Source organism: Burkholderia sp. BCC1996, from assembly GCF_905339955.1.
Taxonomy (GTDB): domain Bacteria; phylum Pseudomonadota; class Gammaproteobacteria; order Burkholderiales; family Burkholderiaceae; genus Burkholderia.
The window spans coordinates 1-23,750 of record NZ_CAJPHM010000015.1; the positions used below are offsets into that span (position 1 = coordinate 1).

Genomic DNA, 23,750 nt, shown 5'->3' on the forward strand with positions numbered 1-23,750 from the left:
CGTGGACAGCGACGAAATCGAGCTGTTAGCCGACGAGAGGCCGGTCGACGTGGAGGTCGACAGCGAAGCGACCGAGCTATCGGTCGAGCTGAGGCCCGTCGACAGCGAGCTGATGCCCGTCGAGGTCGACGTGGACAACGAGCTGATCGAGCTGTTTGCCGACGACAGGCCAGTCGACGTCGAAGTCGAGAGCGAAGCCACCGAGCTATCGGTCGAGCTCAGGCCGGTCGACAACGAGCTGATACCCGTCGAAGTCGAGGTGGACAGCGACGAAATCGAGCTGTTAGCCGACGAGAGACCGGTCGACGTGGAGGTCGACAGCGAAGCCACCGAGCTATCGGTCGAGCTCAGGCCCGTCGACAGCGAGCTGATACCCGTCGAAGTCGACGTGGACAACGAGCTGATCGAGCTGTTAGCCGACGAGAGGCCAGTCGACGTGGAGGTCGACAGCGAAGCGACCGAGCTATCGGTCGAGCTGAGGCCCGTGGACAACGAAGTGATGCCGGTCGACAGCGACGAGATTGCGCTGCTGGACGACGACACTGTCGTCGACAGCGAATCCACGATGGAATTGGTCGCGAAGAGTTGGGAGCCGTTGATCGCGTCCGTGCTGGTCGGCGTGATCTGACCTGCTGCGACGTTGGTGATCTGACGCGTGGTGCCCGTGGCCGCGTCGCCGACGCTCACCACGCTGCTCGGACTGCCGCCCGCGAACGTGGCGGTCACGCCGCCGACGGTACCCGTTGGCGTCGCGTGGGGCGTGTCGGTGACGGAGCCGCTGCCGAGTGCGACGTCGCCGGTGTTGTTGGCGATGGCATTCGGGCCGATCGCGACCGAGTCGGTGCCGAGCGCCTGGCTGTCGGCTGCCGTCGACTTCGCGTGGAAGTACTTGATGCCCTCGCTGTTGATGCTGTCGATCGCCGAGCCGACGCTGCTGGCGGTCGACGTCGTGCCATTCGCGTTGTACGTCGTGTACGCCGGAGCGGAAACCGTTCCGGTCGTCGGATCGTACTTCGCACCGCCGCCGAGGGCGGAGGCCGTGCTGGTGCCGAGATTGTCGGTCTTGGTCGTGACCGTGCTGAGGCCGGTGGACAGTGAGTTGATGCCGGTCGAGGTCGAGGTGGAGAGCGACGAAATCGAGCTGTTTGCCGACGAGAGGCCGGTCGACGTGGAGGTCGACAGCGACGCGACCGAGCTGTTGGTCGAGCTCAGGCCGGTGGACAGCGAGCTGATCGAGCTGTTAGCCGACGAGAGGCCGGTCGACGTGGACGACGACAGCGAAGCCACCGAGCTGTTGGTCGAACTGAGGCCGGTCGAGAGCGAGCTGATCGAGCTGTTGGCCGATGAGAGACCGGTCGACGTGGACGTCGAGAGCGAAGCAACCGAACTGTTGGTCGAGCTCAGGCCGGTGGACAGCGAGTTGATCCCCGTCGAGGTCGAAGTGGACAGCGAGCTGATCGAGCTGTTAGCCGACGACAGGCCGGTCGACGTGGACGACGACAGCGAAGCCACCGAGCTGTTGGTCGAACTGAGGCCGGTCGAGAGCGAGCTGATCGAGCTGTTGGTCGAGCTCAGGCCCGTGGAAAGCGAGTTGATGCCCGTCGAGGTCGAAGTGGACAGCGAGCCGATCGAGCTATTAGCCGACGACAGGCCCGTCGACGTGGACGACGACAGCGAAGCGACCGAGCTGTTGGTCGAACTCAGGCCGGTCGACAGCGAGCCGATCGAGCTGTTTGCCGACGAGAGGCCGGTCGACGTGGAGGTCGACAGGGACGCGACTGAGCTGTTGGTCGAGCTGAGGCCCGTGGACAGCGAGTTGATGCCGGTCGAAGTCGAAGTGGACAGCGAGCCGATCGAGCTGTTTGCCGACGAGAGGCCGGTTGACGTGGAGGTCGACAGGGACGCGACTGAGCTGTTGGTCGAGCTCAGGCCGGTGGAAAGCGAGTTGATGCCGGTCGAAGTCGAAGTGGACAGCGAGCCGATCGAGCTGTTTGCCGACGACAGGCCGGTCGATGTGGACGACGACAGCGAAGCGACCGAGCTGTTGGTCGAGCTCAGGCCAGTGGACAGCGAGTTGATGCCGGTCGACGTGGAAGTCGACAACGACGCGACCGAGCTGTTGGTCGAGCTCAGGCCGGTGGACAGCGAACTGATCGAGCTGTTAGCCGACGACAGACCGGTCGACGTGGACGACGAAAGCGACGTAACCGAGCTGTTGGTCGAGCTCAGGCCAGTGGACAGCGAGTTGATGCCGGTCGAAGTCGAGGTGGACAGCGAGCTGATCGAACTGTTAGCCGACGACAGGCCGGTCGACGTGGACGACGAAAGCGACGTAACCGAGCTATTGGTCGAGCTCAGGCCCGTGGACAGCGAGTTGATGCCCGTCGAGGTCGAGGTGGACAGCGAACTGATCGAGCTGGTTGCCGACGACAGACCGGTCGACGTGGACGACGACAGCGAAGCGACCGAGCTGTTGGTCGAGCTGAGGCCCGTGGACAGCGAATTGATGCCCGTCGAAGTCGAGGTGGACAGCGAGCTGATCGAGCTGTTAGCCGACGACAGACCCGTCGACGTGGAAGATGACAGCGAAGCGACCGAGCTGTTGGTCGAGCTGAGGCCGGTCGAGAGCGAGCTGATCGAGCTGTTGGCCGATGAGAGGCCGGTCGACGTGGACGACGAAAGCGACGTAACCGAGCTGTTGGTCGAGCTCAGGCCAGTGGACAGCGAGTTGATGCCCGTCGAGGTCGAGGTGGACAGCGAACTGATCGAGCTATTAGCCGACGACAGGCCGGTCGACGTGGACGACGAAAGCGACGTAACCGAGCTATTGGTCGAGCTCAGGCCCGTGGACAGCGAGTTGATGCCGGTCGAAGTCGAGGTGGACAGCGAGCTGATCGAGCTGTTAGCCGACGACAGGCCGGTCGACGTGGACGACGAAAGCGACGTAACCGAGCTATTGGTCGAGCTGAGACCCGTCGACAGCGAGTTGATGCCCGTCGAGGTCGAGGTGGACAGCGAGCTGATCGAGCTGTTAGCCGACGACAGACCGGTCGACGTGGAAGTCGACAGCGACGCGACCGAGCTGTTGGTTGAGCTCAGGCCCGTGGACAGCGAGTTGATGCCCGTCGAGGTCGAGGTGGACAACGAGCCGATCGAACTGTTAGCCGACGACAGACCGGTCGACGTGGACGACGACAGCGACGTAACCGAGCTGTTGGTCGAGCTCAGGCCCGTGGACAGCGAATTGATGCCCGTCGAGGTCGAAGTGGAAAGCGAGCCGATCGAGCTGTTAGCCGACGAGAGTCCGGTCGACGTGGAGGTCGACAGCGACGCGACCGAGCTGTTGGTCGAGCTCAGGCCGGTGGACAGCGAGTTGATGCCCGTCGAAGTCGAGGTGGACAGCGAGCTGATCGAGCTGTTAGCCGACGAGAGTCCCGTCGACGCCGACGTCGACAGGCTGCTGATCGCGCTCGTCGTCGTGCTCATTCCGGTGCTGAGCTGGGCCACCGTGACCGCGTCCTGCGGTGCCGAGCCGTCGGCGACGTTCGTGATGCGACGCAGGGCCGTCGCGCTGCCGACCGACACTTCCGATGTCGGCGCGGCGCTGCCCGTCAGATAACCCGTTCCCGTCGGCGCTGCCGCGCCGGTCACGCTGCCGGCACCGATCGCGACGCTGGATGCGTAGTTGGCCGTGCCGCCGAGCGCGATCGCATTGGCGCCCGTTGCCGTTGCGCCATTGCCGATGGCGGATGCGCCGGAGCCGGCAGCGGTGGCGCCCGAACCGAGCGCGGTGCCATTGGTACCAGTCGACGTGACGGTCGCATTCGCGCCGATCGCAATGCCCGACGTCGTCGCGGCGTTGACGTTCGAGAACCGGCCGATCGCGATTGCGTTGGTGCCCGCAGCGATGGCGCCGCCCGTGCCCGAGCTGTTGCCGCCGCCGAGCGCGATTGAGCTGGTGCCCGATGCCGTCGCGTCGTTGCCGACCGCAGTGGCGCCGGTATTGAGCGCGGTCGAGCCGGAGCCGATGCCGATCGCGCTTGACCCGGTGGCTACGGAACGCTGGCCGAACGCCTGTGAATAGCTGCCCGATGCGGTCGCGTTCGCGCCGATCGCGATCGACGTTGCGCCGCTGGCCGTGGTCGTACTGCCCGAGTTGCCGCCGATGGCGATCGCCTGGGCGCCCGAGGCTATGACCGAGCCGCCTGCGCCGCCTGCGGAGTACTGTGCGTGCGCGACGTTGCCGACGGTCGCCCCCGCGACGAGCGCAACGGTTGCCACGGCCTTCACGACGGCCGACTTGTTCGGCTTGCCCCGTGCCGAATCGTGTTCGGATGCCGCGACCCAGGCGCCAAGAGCTTCGTTCCAGATCGAGCGGTACGTGCGGTTCATGTCCTACTACCTCCAAATAAGCACGCCACACACCGGTCTCTTTCGTTAGAGGAATCTGCCGTGCGCTCGCGCGAATCTTAAAATTGATGGGCGGAGTTTATTTGAGGCGATATTTTGAGATTGACAAACAGTGATAAATCGAAGGTTTTGGAAGTTAAAAGATGGTTAATAGATCGTGTTTTGAGATGTTGGCGTGTAAGAAAGTTGAAAATGACTGGAGGGTGGAGTGAAGATCACGTTCGGATGCGGTGATGGATGAAAAAAGCCATAAAAATCAAGGTAGTGACGTGGTTTTGTGTGTGGTGTCGCACATTGGTTAACCAAAAAAGTAAGACAAATGAAACGACAAACGTTTGCGGCAAACGTTTGCCTTTCTGGGTTGTAATGTTTGGCGGGACGCTGGCTCGTATGCATTCGAGGCTCTTGTTAATTTATTAATGCGAGATTTGATGTGGATTTTTAATTGTATTTATTGATTTTCTGATAAATCAAAAAAACATGAGCCACGGATTGTCTGATTATGCTGGTTTGCGCATCTCATCGGCCGCGCGCGCCCGTGGGGCGGGCCTTCCCCGGCCGCCGGTTTCACAAAGTTGTAAAAAAGTGCTACAGGTGCATTGGTACGGCGATTGGGATTCCAGTTCGGAATCTGTTCAATTGACGTACTTCATATGACGGGTTGGGGCAGGGGAGACGAGGTGCCAGATCGCCCGCGCCGGCCAGTTTTGCAACCGGAGTCGTTGCGATGATGTGGCGGGGCGTCCACGATGACGGCTGAAGACGCGAACGATGGGGAGCAACGGGGAGCCGCGAGCAGGAAACCCGGATCTGCTTCACGGTGACTCGACCGTGCTGGCAAGGGCGCATTCCGCGGGAGAGAAAGACGATACGCAAGCGCGTCGGATGAGCACCGTCAGGCTGGTGGGTGTCCGTTGGCTGGCGTGATGCCGCGCCCAAATCGCCGGATGCGAGCCGGGGTGTGGTTCGTTCTCGCCCGGAAGGGTGAACCGCGATGAGGATGGCAGCCGCGGCAACGCGCCCCGGTTTTGCCACCCGGTCCGGGCGGCGCAGTACATCGTCCCGGACAATGCGCCGGCGGCCGGCCTGCACCGCCGGCAACCCGCCGCCGCAGCCTTATTTCCGCATGAATCGCAGCGCGAGGCGCGCCATGCGCGGCACGAACATCGGGCGCAGCAGCCGTTTGTCGTACCCGGCCATGCGCCGGTCGTTCTCGCTGACACACAGTTCGATCAGTTCGCGCGGATTCAGCGCATCGCCGATGTCGGCGGTGCTCGTCGCCGGAAAGTTCGCGTCGTGCGCGACGCCGTCCGCATCGATCCCGCGCGCGATGCCGATACGTTCCCGGATCAGGAATGCCCACACGGCCGCCACCCGCGCGAAGAACCACGGCCGGCGCCACCACGGCAAACTCCGCCAGTACCACGCATACCAGTTCACGAAGAACAGGATGTGCCGGCCTTCTTCCTGGATCACGGGCTCGAAGGTGTCGACGAGTTCGGGCGGGAAATAGCCGGAGCGCTGCGCGGAGCGGAACAGGCCGAACGCGAAGAAGCTGTCGATGCATTCGCTGAAGCCGGTCACCATCCACGACCACTCGGGGTCCTTCGGAGCCGGATAGGGCGGTTCGGGGGCGAGCTTGATGCCGTATGCCTGGACCAGCTTCGACAGCACGACCTTGTGCCGAGCTTCCTCGGCGCCGTCCATCTCGAGCGCCCGGCGCAGCAGCGGATCGCCGACGGTTGCGGCGAAGGTGGCGACGCGGATCGACGCGCGACCTTCGGTCTGCACGGCGATGTCCCAGATCGGCAGCGACGTGAGCCGCTTGAGTTCGTCGGGCTTGAGCGGCGGCCAGTCGATGACGGCCGGTTTGTACGGGTTGTGCGTATCGAGCAGCATGCGGCAGAACATTTGCCTGTGCGCATCGGAACCGATCCTGACCGGACCTTGACGTTCGAAAGTCCAGTTGCGCATGGCGTGATCTGCCGCTGCATGGTCTTCCTGCAGCGTGTCGGACATGGCTGTTGTTATGCGATTACGAGACGAAAGATTCTTGCATAGCTTTCGTAATCGCGCATTTTCGAGCAGCCCTGCGCTGCCGGGTGCCGCGCTCAGGCCTGTGTATCGACCCAGAGGCGTCCCCAGCGGGACGCATACGCGAGCGCGTGTTCCTCTTCGAAGAAGAAATCGATTGCGTCGAACGATACGGCGCGCGGCGACGGGCCGCCGCTTGCCTTCTCGATCGTCAGGTTCGCGGCGAACAGCCCGTTCGGCAGCCGGGCGGCGGCGGGGGCGACTTCGTAGCCCTTGTAACGGATCGTGCGGTTCATGGCGTGCGCATGGAAGGTTCGGGCTTTCAGCGTACGAAAACCCGCGGCCCGCGTGAACCAATCTTTCGGCCAATGCAAATCACGTGGCGGGCCGGATCGTTATCGGGGTGGGGCGCCGACATGACGCAGGCGGCAGCGCTGCGATGCGCGCCGGACGGCCGGATGCGCGCAGCCCGCGCGCGGCGAACGTCGTCGGCCGGGCGCGGGCTGCGGGGAGGCGGGGATTACTGGTTGGCGATCTTCAGCACGGGCGCGAGCGCGTCGACCGATGCGGCGTGCGTGGCCGCGCGATGCGATGCGAACGCGAGCGCGAATTCGGCTGCCTGCGAGCCGACGGTCTCGAGCTGTGCGACGACCTTCGGATCCGAGCAGCTGTCGGCGCTGTCGAAGCGCGTTTCGAGCGTGTTTACGGTGGCGCCGAACGGGGTCGGCCAGCCGCGCAGCGCGTGGACGATCGAGCGCAGCGACGTCAGCACGGTGCCGGCGGCCTGCCAGCCGTAGGCCGTGACGATCAGGCCGACCGCGCGACCGTCGAGGTACGGGCGCTCGTCGGCGCGCAGTTCCTCGAGCGTGTCGAGCGCGTTCTTCACGAGGCCGGACACGCCGCCGTGATAGCCGGGCGTCGCGATGATGATCGCGTCGGCTTCGCGCACGGTGTCGATCAGTTCTCGCTGCGCGTCGGTCAGCGTCTTGTGTTCGGGGGCGTAGTGCGGCAGCGTATGCAGGAACGGGCCGTCGAACAGGCGCGTGCGTGCGCCGGCGGCTTGCGCGCCGCGCAGCGCGAACGACAGTGCGCGCTCGGTCGACGACGCGGCCCGGGTGGTGCCGCCGATGCCGACCACGAACGGGCGGCGGTGTTGATCGAATGCAGTCAAAGGGCGCTCCTTGGGGATGGCTTGCCCGGCTAAGCACAGGCTTAAAACCAGATGGTAACGACCCCGCCGCCACTCTGAAAACGACTTTTCGTTCTATCGATATGCCAGGCACGCGGGGCGCGCGTGCGCGCGGCGACGCAGATGGATAGCAGAAATGCTTGGTTGGGACGGCGAGCCGCGCTCGATAAGATGGGCCCGTCTCCTCCATGATGTCTCTACTGACATGGGTTGGCCCCGCCGCGCGGATGCAGGCGGGGCTTTTTTTCGTCCGGCGCCGGAAAGGGGGCGCGATGCGCGGGGTTACTCGAACACCGGCCGGAAGAAGCTGCGCTCGTAGCTGACGATGCAGCGCGTTTCCTCTGCATACCGGAACGCGGCCTGGCACGCGGGATCGGCCTTCGAGCGTTCGCGATAGCGCTCGTACTCGGCGAGACTCGGGAACGAGAACATCGCGAGCGCGATGTTGCTGGCGCCCTCGGAAGGCAGGAAGTAGCCGTGGTGCGTGCCGCCGAATTGCTCGACGAGCGGAATCCACATCTTGCCGTAGGTTTCGAACTGCTCGAGTTTGTACGGATCGATGACGTAGCGAAGGAAGCAGGTGACCATGGGTGCTCGCGGTGCGGTGGAGGATCAGCGAGTCTGGAGCGCGTCGCCGGGTGTGTCAACGACGATGCGGGGCGCTCGCGCGGGGCATCGCGAGTCCGGAATCGCGCGGCATGGTGTCGGCGACGAAGTGCGCGTCACGTATTGCTTGCAGGCACAACGATCGGTATGTGCGACCACGGGTCCGAAGGCGCCGAACGCATGAATATGCACACCGTCGCACCATCGCTTCGCTTCGATTTCTCGTCTTTTTTACGACATTTTTTCTTGCGACGCCTCGCGGCGCGCTCCTAGACTTCGGTCATCCTGACCACGGAGCGCTGCCATGTCGATATCCCGGAACACGATCGCCGAACGTTCACCCGCCGCGCCGCCTGCCGTGCGCGCCGACCGGGTCATCGTGCGGCGCTTCGATCCGGCAGTCGACAGCTACACGCAGCTCACCGCGCTGCTGCATCGTGCGTTCGCGCGACTCGGCGCGATGGGGCTCAACTGTACGTGTGTCGACCAGGCCGAGGAGGTCACGCGTCGCCGCGCGGAAGCGGGTGAATGTCATGTCGCGGTGTCTGGTGGTCGCGTCGTCGGCACGATGACGCGACCACCAGACACCGATCCGGCGTCGCCGTGTTCGCTGTACCGTCGCGACGGCGTCGCGAGCGTGCGCCAGGTGGCCGTCGATCCCGGCTGGCAAGGCGGCGGGATCGGTGCGACGTTGCTCGCGTTTGCCGGGCAGTGGGCCGCGTTGCGCGGTTATTCGCTGCTCGCGCTCGATACGCCGCATCCCGCGTCGCATCTGCTGGCGTTCTACCGCGCCCAGGGCTTCGACGTCGTCGATATCGTGCGCTTCGCCGGCAAGCGCTATGACAGCGCGATCCTGTGCAGGCGTCCCGTTGCATGCGTCGCGCGTCGCATGCCGCCGGCATCGCGGCGGGGCGTGCGGCCTGTCGTGATGGCGCAATCATGGGCGCTTCGCACGATCGCGGCGATCCGGGCCGACTGGCGTGCGCGTCGCGGTACGCGCTCGCCGGCGATGGGGGCGGCCGGCGCGGCCAGCTGCCGCTCGTCGCCGTGGCGTCCGCGTCCGCACGGCCGCGTCGCGGCGCGAACGGTGCAAACGGTGCGCGCGGCACCGGCCTGATTCGGTGTACCGGCGTGCCGGCGTGGTCCTACTCGTCGCGAGCAGGCGTGTCGCCGCCGCCGCGTGCGAGGCGCCATGCGATCGTGCCGAGCACGCCGACCGCGACGACCAGCGCACCCCACAGCACGTAACGGCGGGCCGCATCCGTATCGGCTGCGGGCCCGGGCGGGACCGCCGACGCCGGCAGCGCCGCACCGACGCGCGCGGGCCGCACCTCCGGCGCCATTCCGACCAGCAGCGCATCGCGGCTGACGGCCGACGACGGCAGCGACGCATTGCCGACACCGAGCGTGAACGGCGGCGTGCCGCGCGCGACGAAGGTCAGGGCGGCCGGATGCCAGCCGACCGCGACGGCCGGCTGGCCGCCGCCGAGCCCGCCGTTGCGCATGTCGACGACGATTCGCCACGCGCGATCGGGATTCGACGCAAACGCCAGCGGCGGGTTGCGCTGCTCGCCGCCCTTGCCCTGCAGCCGGAACAGCACGGCGCCGGCGACCTCGCGCCACGGCGCCTGCGCGTCGGGGCGACTCTGCAGCGTTGCGCGCGCAACCGTATTCGGTTGCGGCAGGTCGATGCGCACGCGGTCGACCGGATAGGCGCCATCGGTATCGAACAGATACTCGCCGGGCGCGCCGCCGGCCCGCACGTGTACGGCTTCGCGCCATTGACGCGGCACGGCAGCGGAGTCCGTCGTGCGCGCATCGTGCGGTTGCGTTTCGATCTCGATCGATCCGATCGCGGGCGCGCCGTCGAGCCAGTCGAGCCGCAGGTAGCGCGGTCCCACGCCCTCGAGCGCGATGCGTTCCTGCACCAGCAGGTCGCCGCCGCGGCCGACCTTCAGCAGTTGCGTGCTGCCGAGCGAGCGCCAGCTGCGCAGGTCGTCGCTCGCTTCGACGGCGACACGGCCCTGGTAGCTGTCGTCGCTCACATGCACGAGCAGCGCGTCGACCTCGCCGTCCGCATGCGACAGGTCGACGAGATCGGCCGCATGCTTCGCGCGAGCCGGCGCGGTGACGGCCGCGCGCAGCGAGCCGTCCGGCGCGACCGACACGCCGAGCGGCGCCTGACCGTCGTCGGCGCGCGCGGGCGGCAGCGGGAACCAGTGCACCGGCGTGCGCGCCGGCGGCACGGCGGCGGCCGCAGGCGCATCGAGCGAATACGGCACGGGCTCGCCGGCGCCGTTGAACACGCGCACGTCGCCGAGATCGTCGCGCCGGCTGGCCGCATAGACGGCCTGCGGCACGGTGAGCTGGTAATACGCGGCGCTGCCGTCGAGATCGAGCGAGAAGCGTCGGGCGACGCGTTCCGCGCCGGGTGCGCCGTCGGCCGTCGCGAACGACGTCAGCAGGCTCAGGCCGAGCAGGGCTGCGAGTCGTTTCATGGTTGGGTGTCGCCCGGTTGGGCCGCGGCCTTCGGCGGCAGCGGCGAGAAATAGCCGATCAACAGCAGCAGGATGCCGATGCCGATGAACGACACGATGCGTTCGATGCCGGTGACGTGCGACAGGTCGAACAGGAACAGCTTGATCACCGTGAGCGCGAGGAGCGCGGCGCCGACGAACCACAGCGGACGCAAGCCGCGGCGCGTGGCCCAGATCATCGTCGCGAGCGCGCAGAGCGTCCAGTACACGGAGACCGACGCCTGAACGAGCGTCGATTCCGCCATCGCGTCGAATGCGTACGGCACGCCGGTCCAGTGATGCAGCGTGCGCAGCAGGATCGCGTTCAGCCACAGGAAGGCCGTTGCGCCGGCCACGCCGAGCAGTTCGACGCGATAGTTGTCGAACGGCCAGCCGAGCGTGCGCGCACGCACGAACCACGACGCGGCGAGCGCATAGACCACCACCAGCACGAGGTCGAGCGGATTGAGCAGAGGAATGCGCGCCCAGCTGCCGCCGTCCTGCGTGAAGTTCGCGTAGAAGGTCCAGGCCCACATCACGACGATCAGCGGCAGCGACGCCAGCGCGCACACGCGCGCGATGCCGTTGCGGCGCGTCAGCCACATGCCGGCGAACGCGAACAGGCTCCAGCCGACCATGAACACCTGCTGGATGCCGAACGAGGACAGCACGGTGTCGATGTCGTAGGCCAGGTGGAAACGCTGATGCAGCGTGCGCAGCAGCAGCGCGTTGAACCACAGGAACACGGTTGCGAGCGCGGCGAGGTCGGCCGCCAGCGGGTGCCAGGTGACCCCGAGCGTCTTCAGGCGGCGCAGCCAGGTGGCGAACGCGACGAAGATCAGCAGTTGCGCGACGTCGAGCGGATTGAGCAGCGGCAGCCAGAACAGCGGCGACGCATCGCCGTCGCTCGTCACGCTGGCGATGCTCCACAGCCACAGCAGCGCGGCGAGCGGCGCGGCCCCCCATACCTGATACGCGCGCGGGAACGCGGCGACCGGCCAGCGCAGGCGCGAGCCGGGGCCCGACACCAGCAGAAGCAGCGCGCCGAAACCGTAGGCCCACGCGCTCCAGCTCCACGCGCCTTCGGGGACGAACGCACGCAGGCGCCAGAAGCCCTCGAGCGAGAACAGCCCGCACAACGTCCAGAACATCAGCGTGTGCAGCGGCGCGATCACGGGAACGGGGATGGCCGCCACGGCCGACGTGCCCGTCGCGCCCGTCACGCTCGCCGCCGGACCGGCGGCCGCCGTGCCGCGCGACTGCCGCAGCAGCAGCGCATAGCATGCGATGACGGCGATCGGCCACGCGAACGCGCCCATGCCCGACAGCGGCGCCTCGTGCGAATCGAACGCGCGCAACGCGAGCAGCGCGAGCACCGGCGTCAGCGCGAGTGCCGGCCATTCGGCGATCGGCCACGCGAGCTTGCGCCGCGCGACGTGCGCGAGCCACGCGGTGCCGGCGGCGAACAGCGCGGTCGCGTCGACGACGAACCGGTCCGCATGCAGGTCGACGTGACGGCCCGCGTAGACGAGGATCTCGTGCAGTCCGCCGCTCAGCCACCACAGCAGCCCCCACGCCGCGGCGGCGGCACCGACGTCCGGCATCCACGCGTGCCACGCGCGCGCTTCGTCGCGTCCGTGCAGCCACCAGCCCGTGAACAGCCCGGCGAGCGCGATCAGCAGCATTGCGATGTATGCGCTGTTGAGCACCGGCAGCGTGTTCGTGTCGGCCGGGCCGAGCAGGCTCGTGAAGAATGCGCCGGCCGCGGCGATCTGCATCAGCAGGCCGAAGCCGAACGGCGCAAGGCGCTTCTCGCGCACGCCGACCCACACGATCGCCGCGCCTTCGATCGCCCACGCGGCACTGGTCGTCGGGCCCGAGAACGCGAGCGGCACCGCGAGCGTCGCGAAGATCACCGCGAGCGCGAGCATCGCTTCGAACAGCAGCGCGAGACGATCGCGGCGCCGCGCGAGCCAGGCGGCGATCGCGACGTAGAACGCCGACAGCGCGACCGCGCTCCATGCGAGCCCGAACGGCAGGTCCTTCACGAGCGACGCCTGCAGCGCGGTCGCGACGATCGGCGTGCCGAACACGAGCGTGCCGTCGACATAGTGGCGCAGCGCCAGCTCGCGTTTCACCGCGTACAGCAGCGCGATGCCGACATACATCAGGAAGAACAGGATCAGGAACGGCTCGGTGGTCGCGAACAGCGCGGGGCGGTACGCCGTCACGCCCCACGCCGAGCCGATCGTGAACGTGAACACGAAGCCGAGCAGGTTCAGCGGACGCCAGGCCTTGAACCACGCGATCGCGAAGATGCCTGCGTTCAGCAGTGCGTAGTAGCTGAACAGCGCGACATGGCTACCGTGGCCGGTCGACAGCAGCACCGGCGCGAGAAAGCCGCCCGCGCTGCCCATGAACGCGAGCGGCAGCGCGTTCTGCTTCACCGCGAGGAACGCGCTCAGCGCGCACACCGCGACCATCAGCGGGAACGCCGCGCCGACCGGCAGCAGCGTGTAGAGCTTGGTCGCGGCGAAGATCGTCAGGTACAGGATGCCGATGCCGCCACCCTGCAGCACGAGACCGTACGCCGCGCGGCGCGCACGCACGCGCCAGCCGATCGCGAGCAGCGCGGCCGCGGCGAGCGCCGTGCCGGCCAGGCGGAATTCGATCGGCAGCATGTCGTTGTCGGCCGCGTACTTGAGCAGGAACGCGACGCCGAAGAACAGCACGATGATGCCGACGCGCACGACCGTGTTGCCGCCGAGCAGCCAGTCGCGCGCGGCGCGGAGCGTGCGTTCGGCGATACCGGGTTCGCGGGGTTTGGGCGGGGCCGGCGGGGCGGGCGGCGTGGTCGTTGCGGGCGCACGCGTCGGTGCGCCGGCGGCGGCCGGTGCGGCGCTCGTCCGCATGGCGACTGCCGGCGCGGGAGCGGGCGCGGACGTCGACGACGGCACGCCGGCGCTCGCGACCGCAGGCTGCACGGATGGTCGAGGCGGGATCGCGGCGGGCGCAGGCGTGATGGCGGAGGGAGGCGTCGACGGCACCTGCGCGGCGCTGCCGGTCGTCGCGGCACCGGCCTTCGCGCCGGCGAGCTGGCCGCGCAGCACGTCGAGCTCGCGCGTGAGCACGTCGACCGTCGCTTCGAGGCGCGCGACGCGATCGGCGAGCGGCACGGGAGCGGGTTGCGGCGTCGCGGAAATCGCGAACGCGTCGGGGGTCGTACCGCCGTGCGTGCGCTTGCGTTGCTGCAGCGCGTAGCCGATGCAGAACCCGGCCGCCGCACCGAGCAGCGTGCCGTTGGCGGCGGAGAAATCCCCGAACAATGCGGCGATACCGCCCACGATGAAACCGATTGCGGCAAAAGCCCAATTCATCGCCTTGCTCCCTCTCTCATTTCGTTATCGTCCTTCGATCGTCGCGCGGCGCGATCGAGGCTGTTTCCGTATGGCCGGCAGGCGAACCGGCATGCGCGGACTGCCGGCGCAGCACCATGCGCAAGGCGCGCGGCGACGTCGCGATCGGCGTGTTTGCCGGAATGTATCACAATGGCCATGGGGGATTTTCTGGGTTGCGGGCGGGTCGCGAAGCATGGCTGTCGCGCGTTCGCGGCGCCTGTTTTCGTACGACCATTCTTTTTGCCGGCGCCGGGCAGGCGAGACGGTCCGATCGGACGTGGAATTGTCGTAAAGCGACGCGCGGTTTTTGCGGGTTGTCGCAAAACGCCGCCGCTCGCGCGTCGCGCTGCTGCGCACAAGTCACGCCCGCGATGCCCGCCGTTGCTGGCTGTGCGCGTATTGCGTCGCCGCAATCGGGGGCCGCCGAGCGCCGCGCCCCGCCGGGCGGGCCTGCGGGGTGTGTCGTATTTGCGCAAGCGTTTGTCGTAATTCGTCGGCAGGTCGGGGTTTTTTCTGGCAACTATGTAGGCACGTTGAGTCACACGCGTGAGTCCCCGCTACACGAGGAGAAGGTTTCGATGGATGCCCCCAAGGTCGTAGTCGAAGGTCTGTGCAAGGTATTTGGAAGCAACCCGCAGCAGGCGCTCGACATGCTCGCCGCCGGCGCAACGAAAGACGATGTGCTCAAGCGTACCGGTCAGGTCGTCGGTGTGCACAACGTTTCGTTCGACGTGCAGGAAGGCGAAATATTCGTGCTGATGGGCCTGTCCGGCTCCGGCAAATCCACGCTGATCCGCCTCGTGAACCGGCTGGTCGATCCGAGCGCCGGCAAGGTGCTGATCGACGGGCTCGACGTCGCGTCGGCACGCCGCTCGGCGCTGACCGCGCTGCGCCGCAAGGACATGAGCATGGTGTTCCAGTCGTTCGCGCTGATGCCGCATCGCACCGTGGTGTCGAATGCCGCGTTCGGCCTCGAGGTCGCGGGCGTCGGCAAGAAGGAACGCGAACGCCGTGCGATGGAGGTGCTCGAGCAGGTCGGCCTCGCACCGTTCGCGCACAAGCTGCCGTCCGAGCTGTCGGGCGGCATGCAGCAGCGCGTCGGCCTGGCCCGCGCGCTGGCCGTGAACCCGTCGCTGATGATCATGGACGAGGCGTTCTCCGCGCTCGATCCGCTCAAGCGCCGCGAAATGCAGGACGTGCTGCTGCAACTGCAGAAGGAGCAGCGCCGCACGATCATGTTCGTGTCGCACGATCTGGAAGAGGCGCTGCGCATCGGCAACCGCATCGCGATCATGGAAGGCGGCCGGCTCGTGCAGGTCGGCACGCCGCAGGACATCATCGCGAACCCGGCCGACGACTACGTGCGCGCGTTCTTCGACGGCATCGACACGAGCCGCTATCTGACCGCGGGCGACCTGATGCAGACGGGCGCCGTGCCGACCATGTCGAAGTGCGACGCCGCGAACGTCGCGGCGACGCTGAACGGCAGTGCCGAATATGCGTTCGTGCTCGACGCCGCACGCAAGATCCGCGGCTTCGTCACGCGCGAGGCGATCGGTCAGGACACGCCGTCGGTGCGGCCGATCGAAAGCATCCGGCGCGATGCGTCGCTCGAACATGTCGTCGCGCGCGTCGTCGCGAGCCCGAATGCACTGCCCGTCGTCGACGACGACGGCTGCTACTGCGGCTCGGTCGACCGCGCTCTTATCCTGAAGGCCATCACGCGTTCGCGAGGCTCCCATGTCTGAAATGATTCCGCTCGGTACCTGGGTCGACCAGTCCGTTCACTACCTGCTCGATCATGACGCGGCGACGTTCGATGCGATCGGCCGCGCGATCGAGGGGCTCGCCGCCTTCGTCGAGCACAGCCTGCAGGCGATCCCGATGTGGCTGATGATGGCGATCTTCATCGGCGTCGGCTTGTGGCGCGTGGGCTGGCGCTTCGCGCTGTTCACCACCGCGTCGCTGCTGCTGATCTTCGCGACGGGCTTCTGGGATCAGACGGTCATCACGCTCGGCCTCACGCTGTCGTCGACGATCATCAGCCTCGTGCTCGGCATTCCGCTCGGCATCTGGGCCGCGAAGAGCAAGTGGGTCGCCGCGATCGTGCGTCCGATCCTCGACCTGATGCAGACGATGCCCGCGTTCGTCTACCTGATTCCGGCCGCGATGCTGTTCGGTCTCGGCCGCGTGCCGGGGATCCTGTCGACGGTGATCTTCGCGATGCCGCCGGCCGTGCGCCTGACGAGCCTCGGCATCCGTCACGTGAACCGCGAGATCGTCGAAGCCGGCCAGGCATTCGGCTGCACGCCGTGGCAGCTGCTGTACAAGGTGCAGTTCCCGAACGCGCTGCCGTCGATCATGCAGGGCGTGAACCAGACCATCATGATGGCGCTGTCGATGGTGATCATCGCGTCGATGGTCGGCGCGGGCGGCCTCGGCAACGACGTGCTCGCAAGTATCCAGCGCCTCGACATCGGCCTCGGCTTCGAAAGCGGTCTGTCGGTCGTGCTGCTCGCGATCATTCTCGACCGCATCACCGAGAGCTTCGGCCGCGCGCCGGGCACCGCGAAAGCACCGCTGTTCTCGGGCCTGAAGCAGCTGTTCCGCGCGAAGGCCGCGCCCGCGCAAGCGTAAGCAACCGGCGGCCGGTTCGACTTCCGGCCGCCTCTTCCGATTCGATACCGGCTTCCGTGGCGTTTGCCACGGGGCTGGCTGCGTGCAACCTGCTCAACCGTTCGCCAGGAGCTCGATGTGACGTCCGCCGCCGCTGCCGCCGTGCCCGCCGCTCGCGTTTCACCGGTTTCGTCCCTTGCCCATTTCGGCTTCCTGACGCTGCCGCACTTCTCGATGATCGCGTTCTCGAGCGCGGTCGAAGTGCTTCGGATGGCGAACTACGTCGGGCGTGCCGATCACTACCAGTGGTCGATCTATTCGCTCGACGGCGCCCCCGTGCGGGCCAGCAACGGCATCGCGGTGCGGCCGACCCAGGCGCTCGACTACACGAACCTGCCCGACGTGATGATCGTGTGCGGCGGGATTCACATCCGCGAGGTGGTCGACGACGGCGCGCGCGACACGCTCGCGGCGCTCGCCGAACGCGGGCTGCCGCTGGGCGGCATCTGCACCGGTGCGTATGCGCTGATGTCTGGTGGCCTGCTCGACGGCTATCGCTGCACCGTGCACTGGGAGAACCTGTCCGCGCTGCATGCGGAGTTTCCGCAGGTGGGGTTCGCCGACGAACTGTTCGTCGTCGATCGCGACCGGCTCACCTGCACCGGCGGCACCGCGCCGCTCGACCTGATGCTGAATCTCGTCGGCATGCGTTTCGGCCAGCAGCTCGCCGCGCAGGTGTCCGAGCAGTTCATCCTCGAACGCATCCGCAGCTCGACCGATACGCAGCCGATTCCCGTCGATGCGCGCGTCGGCTTCTCGCGCGCGGAACTGATCGAGGTCGTGCGGCTGATGGAAGCGAACATCGAGGAGCCGCTGTCGCTCGAGGAACTCGCGCGGCTCGTGCGGCTGTCGCAGCGTCACCTGCAGCGGATGTTCAAGGTGTACCTGAACGTGTCGCCCACTCACTATTACCTGACGCTGCGGCTGAAACGCGCGCGCGACCTGCTGCGCACGACGGATGCGTCGATCGCGCGCGTGACGACGACGTGCGGATTCCATTCGCCGTGTCACTTCAGCAAGGCGTATCGCGCGCAGTTCGGTCACGCGCCGAGCTACGAGCGACGGTTGCCGGGGCGCTGACGCAACCCGCGCGAACCATTCGGTCCGCGACGCCGCCGGGATCGCGGCGCGCGGCTTCAACCATCGATCCCGCCCCCATGAAAAACGACGTCACTTTGAGGAGAAGACAGATGAAGCGCCAATTGATCGCAGCGGTATGCGGGATCGGGATGGCCGCGCCGATGTCGGCGGTTTATGCGGCTGACGCGCCCGTGTGCAAGAACGTGCGCTTCGCGGACGTCGGCTGGACCGACATCGCGGCCACCACCGGCCTTGCTGCGACGATGCTGCAGGGGCTCGGCTACGCGCCGACCAAGACGATCGCGTCGGTGCCGATCACGTTTGCGGGCATCAAGAGCAAGCAGATCGACGTGTTCCTCGGCTACTGGTCGCCGACGATGGACCCGATCATCCAGCCGTTCACGAAGGCCGGCACGATCAAGGTGCTCGCCACGCCCAACCTGACCGGCGCGAAATATACGCTCGCGGTGCCCGACTACGTGTACCAGGGCGGCCTGAAGTCGTTCGCCGACATCCAGAAGTACGCCGACAAGCTCAATGGCAAGATCTACGGGATCGAACCGGGCAACGACGGCAACCTGCTGATCAAGAAGATGATCGACGGCAACCAGTTCGGCCTCGGCAAGTTCAAGATGGTCGAGTCGAGCGAGGCCGGGATGCTGGTCGAGGTGAACCGCGCGATCCGCGACAAGCAGTGGATCGTGTTCCTCGGGTGGGAACCGCATCCGATGAACGTGCAGATGAAGATCGACTACCTGAGCGGCGGCGACGACGTGTTCGGCCCGAACTACGGCGAGGCGAAGGTGCTGACGGCCACGCCGCCGGACTACGCGCAGCGTTGCCCGAACGTCGCGAAGTTCGTGTCGAACCTGCAGTTCACGACGTCGATCGAGAACCACGTGATGTTGCCGATCATGAACAAGGAAGACCCGAACAAGGCCGCCGCCGAGTGGCTGAAGGCGAACCCGCAGGCGCTCGACAAGTGGCTGGCCGGCGTGACGACGCTCGACGGCAAGCCGGGCCTGCCGGCGGTGAAGGCGTATCTCGGCGTGCACTGAGCGTCGACGTGACCGGCGCGCTCGCCGAAGGCGGCGCGCCGGCGTGATGAAACGCGGCCCTCCCGTATCGTGCGGGCGGGCCGCGTTGCTTTCGGGCTGCGCGTCGATCGGCGCGCAGCCGGGCCGCGAACACCCGTCACGATTCCTTCGTCGCCGCCGGCACGTCGAACACGCGATCGAACGCCCACTGGAACACGAACGCGTAGCAGAAGAAGAACGCGAACAGCCCGATGTCGACGACGAACGCGTCGAACCACGAGATGTCGAGCCACCACGACACGACCGGCACGAGGATGAAGATCAGCCCGCCCTCGAAGCCGGTCGCATGCAGGATCCGTCGCGCGAGCGTGCGCGCAGGCTGCCGGCGCGACGCTTCCCAGCGCTCGAACAGCGCGTTGAAGATCATGTTCCACAGCAGCGCGATCGCCGACATCGTCGCGGACAGCGCGCCCGAATAGACCAGACCCTGCTTGAAGAACGCCGCGATCGCGGGCGCGATGCAGGAAATGGCGATCGCTTCGTAGAGCAGCGCCTGCGTGATCCTGCGCGGTAGGCCTTGCACGTTGGTTCTCCGGTTCGACGGTCGTCGGTTCGTCGATGGTTGGGCGGTGGGTTGGCCGCTGCTGCGTGCAGCGGCCGCCGTGCCGCGACGTCCCGGAAGGCTACCCGCGTTGCGCGCGTGCCTCAATTCACCTAATCTCACGCGGATTGAATCGAATTCAACCCGGCCGGATCCGGCCCGCGAGGCGTCGTGTTCTCGAAAATTCCCCTGACCGCATTGCGTGTATTCGAGTCGTGCGCGCGGCTCGGCACGTTCAAGGCGGCCGCCGACGAACTGTCCGTGACGCCGGCGGCCGTGTCGCATCAGATCAAGTCGCTCGAAAGCCGGCTCGGCGTGCTGCTGTTCGAGCGCGGCGCGAGCGGCGTGCGGTTGACGGACGAGGGCGAGCAACTGTTTCGCGCGTGTCACGACGCGCTGCTCGGCATGAGCCGCGGGCTCGATGCGCTGCGGCCCGCGACGGCCGATGCGCGCACGCTGGTGCTGACCACCACGCCCGCGTTCGCCGCGATGTGGCTGATTCCGCGGCTCGGCCGGTTCCGGCGCGTCGATCCGCAGTTGCACATCAAGGTGGAAACCGGCAACGCGCTCGTCGATCTCGAACGCGACGCGCGGGTCGATCTCGCGATCCGCGCGACGTCGCGCACGTTTCCCGCGCTGCACGAGATCGCGCTGATCGACGAGTATTTCGGCGCGTATGCGGCGCGCGGCCTCGACGTCGGGCGCGCGAACGAGCGTATCGAGCTGATCGAGACCACCTGGGATACGCCGCTTCCCGTGTCGGTCGACTGGGCGTCGTGGTGCCGTGCGGCCGGCCGCGAAGCATGGCTCGAGCGCGCGGTGTTCCGTCATTACGACGACGAGCATTACGCGCTGCAGGCCGTGCTGCATGGGCAGGGTGTCGGGCTGCTCAGTTCGGTGCTGGCCGCCGAGCACGTCGAACGCGACGCGCTGACGCCGATCGATGCATCGGTGCGGCTCGCCGGCGCGCGTTTCGTCGCGCTGTGCCGGCCCGGGCGAGAGCGCGAGCCGCGGGTCCGGCGGTTTCTCGACTGGCTTGAAGCGGAAATCGTGCAGACGCGCGACGCGGTCGCGCGGATCGCGCCGCCGACGTAAAGCAACGCGCGGGTGCTTGCCGTCGGCGCGCGCTGCGTGCGCGTCGTTCGTTATCCGAAGCGCACGCAATACACCGGTGGCAAATGCGCGGAGACCTGCCGCCAGTTTTCGCCGCCGTCCGCGGAGGTCCATAACCCGCCCGTCGTCGACGCCATCGCGAGACGCGTGCCGGTGTCGTCCACCGCGAGCCCGTGCCGATACACGAGATCGTAGGCCGGCGCAGGCGGCAACCCGTTCGACAGGCTCTCGAAGCTGCGGCCGCCGTCGCGCGTGCGCGTGACGACGAAGCGGCCGTTCACCGGAATCCGGCACGCATCCTTCACGGCGGGGACGAACCACGCAGTGTCGGGGTCTGCCGGATGCACGGCGACCGCGAAGCCGAAGCTCGACGGCTGCGCTTCGATCCGCTGCCAGTGCGAGGCACCGTCGGTCGAGCGGAAGATCGCGCAGTGATGCTGGGTCCACAGTACGTCGGGGTTGGCCGCGCACTGGACGACGCGATGCGGGTCCTGCACGTTGGGTTCGCCGCGCCGCTCGGGCGGCATGTAGTCGGCCTCCATGCCGTCGGCGCTGACCCGCCAGGTCGCGCCGCCGTCGAAGGTCTGCCAGACGCCGCCGCACGAGATGCCGATCGTCACGTGCCGGCTGTCGCGCGGATCGACCATCACCGAATGGATGCCCGGCGCATCGTAGCCGCCGCCGAACCACTCGGGGCGCTCCGGGCGATCCCACAGCGGGCGGTTGAGCGCCCACGAATCGCCGCCGTCATCGGAGCGGAAGAGGCCGCCCGGTATCGTGCCGGCCCACAATGCGCCCGGTTCGTCCGCGCCGCCGGTTTCGAGCGACCAGATCTGCTGAAGGGTCCACGGCGGGCGGGGCGGGGCGGGCGCTTCGTCGTGCGCGTCGCCGGTGCCGGCATGGGCGCTGACGTCGGCGCGCGGTTCGTCGGCGGGCTGCGGCGGATAGACGGGGACCGCACATTCTTCCCATGTGGCGGCACCGGCACGCCTGCGGTGCAGCTTGACCCCGAAATGGCCGAGATTGAGCGCCGCATACAGCGTGCCGTCGCGCGGGTCGGCCAGTGCCATGCTGACCGGTTCGCCGACGAAGTGCGGCTCGCCGAGCGCCCAGCCGCCGTTGCCGTCGGCGTGCAGCACGAACAGGCCCTTGCGGGTCGCGACGAGCAGTCGATCGTTCATGTCGGATGTCTCCTGTGGGCGCGGCCGCGCGCTCGTTTGGATGGCGATGCGTCCCTTTATCCGCCGGACAGCGCCTGCACGACGTACACGCGGCTGCCGTTGCCGAGCGGATCGGACAGATGTTGCCGGTCGCGTACCGGCTGGCCGTCGATGAACACCGACAGGTGCTTTCGCAGCGCGCCCTGGTCGTCGACGATATAGCCGCGCAGCCGCGGCTGTTCGCCGAAGACGGTTTCGAGCGCTTCGCCGAGCGTCCGTGCGTCGATGTCGCGCTCGGGCGTGTCGATATGGCGCTGGATCGACGCCGCGAAGAAGAGGTGTGCCATGGCGGTGGCTGGCAGGAGCCGTGCGGGGGGACGGTCTGTAGTGTAGGCGATCGATCGGGCCGGCAGCGACATTGCCGTACGGCCGGCGGCGCGGCGACGTTGCTGCGCCGCGCAATGGCCGGGGCGCCCGATCCCGTCGATGCGCTATGCGTACTTGTCGCCGACCGTACTGCGGATCGGATAGGTGTCGTAGACGATGATCATGCGCTCGATGCGCGCGTCGTCGTCGAATTCGAAGACGTCGACACACTCGAATTGCACCGCGGTGCCGTCCTTCAGTCCCCAGTCGTAGACGAAATAGCCGGTGGCCCGACGTGCGCCCGTGGCGCTGACGCAGATGTCGATCGGCGTGATCCGGCTTTGTCCGGAAGCCGCCGCGACTTTCTCGAAGAAGGGCAGTGGCGACATCCAGCCGAGGAACGGCGAAAATATCTGCGCATCCGGCGTGAACAATGCGCAGATCGCGGCGACGTCGCCGCTCTCGAGCGCTTTGAGGTAGGTATCGACCTGCCGCGTGTATAGTGCGTCGGACGACGAGACCATGGTATTTCTCCGCTGATTGTTGACGAGCCAGCCACGACAGCCGTCGCGAACCGGTTCAACCACGATAGCGATGCAGCGATGACCGAACAAACGAATAATCCGCAACCCGGGTATGCGGCCCGCGCATATCCGCTCGCGGATCTCACCCGTGCGCTGCCGCCGCTGACGGCATTCCAGGCGTTCGTCGCCGCCGCCGAACTCGGCAGCTTCAACCGCGCGGCCGAGCATCTGTGCCGGACCCAGGGTGCGGTGAGCCGTCAGGTGCAGCAACTGGAAGCGCATTACCGGTGTGCGTTGTTCGTTCGTCATGCGTCGGGATTGACGTTGACCGCGGAAGGCGGCGCATTGCTGACGGTAGCCGTCGACGTACTCTCGCAACTGGCGCAACACGCGCGCGCGCATGCGCATGCCGCGTCGACCCTCACATTGCGCTTGCCCTCCACGTTCGCGATTCGCTGGCTGTTGCCGCGGCTGTCGGCGCTCAATCATGCGTTGCCGCGCACGGAGTTGCGCATTCACACGTCGGCGGACGACACGCCGGATTTCACCGACGCCGGTTTCGATGCGATCGTCGTGCGCGGCAGCGGAAGCTGGGCGGGCATGGTGGCCGTGCCGCTGTTCGACGAATGCCTCACGCCGATGTGTACGCGCGAGACGGGCGCGGCGTTGAAGTCGATCGCCGATCTCGCGCGGGCGACACTGCTGCATCCCGCCAGCAATCGCGACGAATGGCGATGCTGGCTGGACGCCGTCGGCGCAACGCAGGTCGACCCGGGAACCGGGCTCGTGTTCGATACGCTCGAGCTGACATTGACGGCCGCGTCGGACGGGCACGGCGTCGCGATCGGCGATCCGCGCATGGCGGCGGATCGGCTGGAAGCCGGCGCGCTGATCGCGCCGTTTCCGGAGGTGGTGCGCAACGGTCTGGGCTATTACCTCGTGTACCCGGTGCAGCGCGCCGCTCAACCCGCGATTCAAGCGCTCACCGAGGTGCTGACGCGGCTTGCGCGCGAGGATTGACCGCAACGCGCGTGCGCCGG

The 23,750-nt window shown here is 67.1% G+C and carries 17 protein-coding genes and 1 pseudogene; 7 read left to right on the plus strand and 11 right to left on the minus strand.

Annotated features, from left to right (window positions below):
- From U4Z64_RS21715 to U4Z64_RS21735, 5 genes are all read right to left on the minus strand, one after another.
- On the minus strand, nucleotides 1-4,392 hold a 4,392-nt coding region (locus tag U4Z64_RS21715; RefSeq protein ID WP_321821142.1), incomplete at its 3' end, for an ESPR-type extended signal peptide-containing protein.
- A 1,134-nt stretch (nucleotides 4,393-5,526) separates the two neighbouring features.
- Nucleotides 5,527-6,429, minus strand: coding sequence for a ferritin-like domain-containing protein (locus tag U4Z64_RS21720; protein WP_321821056.1), 903 nt, complete (start codon nucleotides 6,427-6,429; stop codon nucleotides 5,527-5,529).
- A gap of 92 nt (nucleotides 6,430-6,521) precedes the next feature.
- A complete protein-coding gene (locus U4Z64_RS21725) occupies nucleotides 6,522-6,740 on the minus strand; it encodes a hypothetical protein (protein ID WP_006749916.1) in 219 nt (72 codons plus the stop codon).
- A gap of 224 nt (nucleotides 6,741-6,964) precedes the next feature.
- On the minus strand, nucleotides 6,965-7,615 hold the full coding sequence (locus U4Z64_RS21730; protein ID WP_059466925.1) for an NADPH-dependent FMN reductase: 651 nt from the start codon (nucleotides 7,613-7,615) through the stop codon (nucleotides 6,965-6,967).
- Nucleotides 7,616-7,915: 300 nt separating this feature from the next.
- On the minus strand, nucleotides 7,916-8,221 hold the full coding sequence (locus U4Z64_RS21735; RefSeq protein ID WP_124485090.1) for an NIPSNAP family protein: 306 nt from the start codon (nucleotides 8,219-8,221) through the stop codon (nucleotides 7,916-7,918).
- Nucleotides 8,222-8,543: 322 nt separating this feature from the next.
- Between U4Z64_RS21735 and U4Z64_RS21740 the strand changes: the two genes are divergently transcribed.
- Nucleotides 8,544-9,356, plus strand: coding sequence for a GNAT family N-acetyltransferase (locus U4Z64_RS21740; protein ID WP_321821057.1), 813 nt, complete (start codon nucleotides 8,544-8,546; stop codon nucleotides 9,354-9,356).
- A 28-nt stretch (nucleotides 9,357-9,384) separates the two neighbouring features.
- Here U4Z64_RS21740 and U4Z64_RS21745 read toward each other — a convergent pair whose 3' ends face one another.
- Nucleotides 9,385-10,737 (minus strand): DUF3999 domain-containing protein, encoded by a 1,353-nt coding sequence (locus U4Z64_RS21745; RefSeq protein ID WP_321821058.1) that lies wholly within the window; start codon nucleotides 10,735-10,737, stop codon nucleotides 9,385-9,387.
- The gene (locus U4Z64_RS21750) at nucleotides 10,734-14,132 is read right to left on the minus strand and encodes a DUF2339 domain-containing protein (RefSeq protein ID WP_321821059.1); all 3,399 of its coding nucleotides are present in this window, start codon (nucleotides 14,130-14,132) and stop codon (nucleotides 10,734-10,736) included. Before U4Z64_RS21750 ends, U4Z64_RS21745 begins: the two co-directional genes overlap by 4 nt.
- 357 nt (nucleotides 14,133-14,489) lie before the next feature.
- Here U4Z64_RS21750 and U4Z64_RS21755 point away from each other — a divergent pair.
- The 4 genes and pseudogenes from U4Z64_RS21755 to U4Z64_RS21770 all read left to right on the plus strand — a co-directional run.
- Nucleotides 14,490-15,901, plus strand: a pseudogene (locus tag U4Z64_RS21755) (quaternary amine ABC transporter ATP-binding protein); the annotation flags it as partial.
- Nucleotides 15,894-16,790: a choline ABC transporter permease subunit gene (gene choW / locus U4Z64_RS21760; RefSeq protein ID WP_044844439.1), complete on the plus strand. Its 897-nt coding sequence runs from the start codon at nucleotides 15,894-15,896 to the stop codon at nucleotides 16,788-16,790. The pseudogene U4Z64_RS21755 and the gene choW, both read left to right, overlap by 8 nt.
- A 117-nt stretch (nucleotides 16,791-16,907) precedes the next feature.
- Entirely contained in the window at nucleotides 16,908-17,909 is a 1,002-nt protein-coding gene (locus U4Z64_RS21765; protein WP_044844438.1) for a GlxA family transcriptional regulator, read from the plus strand.
- Nucleotides 17,910-18,019: 110 nt separating this feature from the next.
- The gene (locus U4Z64_RS21770; protein ID WP_044844437.1) at nucleotides 18,020-18,967 is read left to right on the plus strand and encodes a choline ABC transporter substrate-binding protein; all 948 of its coding nucleotides are present in this window, start codon (nucleotides 18,020-18,022) and stop codon (nucleotides 18,965-18,967) included.
- Nucleotides 18,968-19,103: 136 nt separating this feature from the next.
- Here U4Z64_RS21770 and U4Z64_RS21775 read toward each other — a convergent pair whose 3' ends face one another.
- Nucleotides 19,104-19,529, minus strand: coding sequence for a PACE efflux transporter (locus U4Z64_RS21775; RefSeq protein WP_321821060.1), 426 nt, complete (start codon nucleotides 19,527-19,529; stop codon nucleotides 19,104-19,106).
- Nucleotides 19,530-19,718: 189 nt separating this feature from the next.
- On the opposite strand from U4Z64_RS21775, the gene U4Z64_RS21780 reads away from it, so the two are divergent.
- Entirely contained in the window at nucleotides 19,719-20,642 is a 924-nt protein-coding gene (locus tag U4Z64_RS21780) for a LysR substrate-binding domain-containing protein (protein ID WP_257774663.1), read from the plus strand.
- Nucleotides 20,643-20,692: 50 nt separating this feature from the next.
- Here the strand turns inward: U4Z64_RS21780 and U4Z64_RS21785 are convergent, their stop codons facing one another.
- From U4Z64_RS21785 to U4Z64_RS21795, 3 genes are all read right to left on the minus strand, one after another.
- Nucleotides 20,693-21,841 carry an exo-alpha-sialidase gene (locus tag U4Z64_RS21785; RefSeq protein WP_321821061.1) on the minus strand — a complete coding sequence of 383 codons (1,149 nt, stop codon included), beginning with the start codon at nucleotides 21,839-21,841 and terminating at the stop codon, nucleotides 20,693-20,695.
- A 56-nt stretch (nucleotides 21,842-21,897) separates the two neighbouring features.
- Nucleotides 21,898-22,167, minus strand: a complete 270-nt coding sequence (locus tag U4Z64_RS21790; protein ID WP_044844433.1) for a MoaD/ThiS family protein — start codon at nucleotides 22,165-22,167, stop codon at nucleotides 21,898-21,900.
- A 144-nt stretch (nucleotides 22,168-22,311) separates the two neighbouring features.
- Nucleotides 22,312-22,710 (minus strand): nuclear transport factor 2 family protein, encoded by a 399-nt coding sequence (locus U4Z64_RS21795; RefSeq protein ID WP_321802282.1) that lies wholly within the window; start codon nucleotides 22,708-22,710, stop codon nucleotides 22,312-22,314.
- A 78-nt stretch (nucleotides 22,711-22,788) separates the two neighbouring features.
- Between U4Z64_RS21795 and U4Z64_RS21800 the strand changes: the two genes are divergently transcribed.
- A complete protein-coding gene (locus U4Z64_RS21800) occupies nucleotides 22,789-23,730 on the plus strand; it encodes a LysR substrate-binding domain-containing protein (RefSeq protein WP_321821062.1) in 942 nt (313 codons plus the stop codon).
- Nucleotides 23,731-23,750: the final 20 nt, after the last annotated feature.

Bases quoted from the DNA above. Each gene is read 5' to 3' on its own strand.
- U4Z64_RS21725 (WP_006749916.1), bottom strand. From the start codon at position 6,740: ATGAACCGCACGATCCGTTACAAGGGCTACGAAGTCGCCCCCGCCGCC.
- choW (WP_044844439.1), top strand. From the start codon at position 15,894: ATGTCTGAAATGATTCCGCTCGGTACCTGGGTCGACCAGTCCGTTCAC.
- U4Z64_RS21740 (WP_321821057.1), top strand. From the start codon at position 8,544: ATGTCGATATCCCGGAACACGATCGCCGAACGTTCACCCGCCGCGCCG.
- U4Z64_RS21770 (WP_044844437.1), top strand. From the start codon at position 18,020: ATGAAGCGCCAATTGATCGCAGCGGTATGCGGGATCGGGATGGCCGCG.
- U4Z64_RS21800 (WP_321821062.1), top strand. From the start codon at position 22,789: ATGACCGAACAAACGAATAATCCGCAACCCGGGTATGCGGCCCGCGCA.
- U4Z64_RS21750 (WP_321821059.1), bottom strand. From the start codon at position 14,132: ATGAATTGGGCTTTTGCCGCAATCGGTTTCATCGTGGGCGGTATCGCC.
- U4Z64_RS21790 (WP_044844433.1), bottom strand. From the start codon at position 22,167: ATGGCACACCTCTTCTTCGCGGCGTCGATCCAGCGCCATATCGACACG.
- U4Z64_RS21720 (WP_321821056.1), bottom strand. From the start codon at position 6,429: ATGTCCGACACGCTGCAGGAAGACCATGCAGCGGCAGATCACGCCATG.
- U4Z64_RS21795 (WP_321802282.1), bottom strand. From the start codon at position 22,710: ATGGTCTCGTCGTCCGACGCACTATACACGCGGCAGGTCGATACCTAC.
- U4Z64_RS21745 (WP_321821058.1), bottom strand. From the start codon at position 10,737: ATGAAACGACTCGCAGCCCTGCTCGGCCTGAGCCTGCTGACGTCGTTC.
- U4Z64_RS21785 (WP_321821061.1), bottom strand. From the start codon at position 21,841: ATGAACGATCGACTGCTCGTCGCGACCCGCAAGGGCCTGTTCGTGCTG.
- U4Z64_RS21735 (WP_124485090.1), bottom strand. From the start codon at position 8,221: ATGGTCACCTGCTTCCTTCGCTACGTCATCGATCCGTACAAACTCGAG.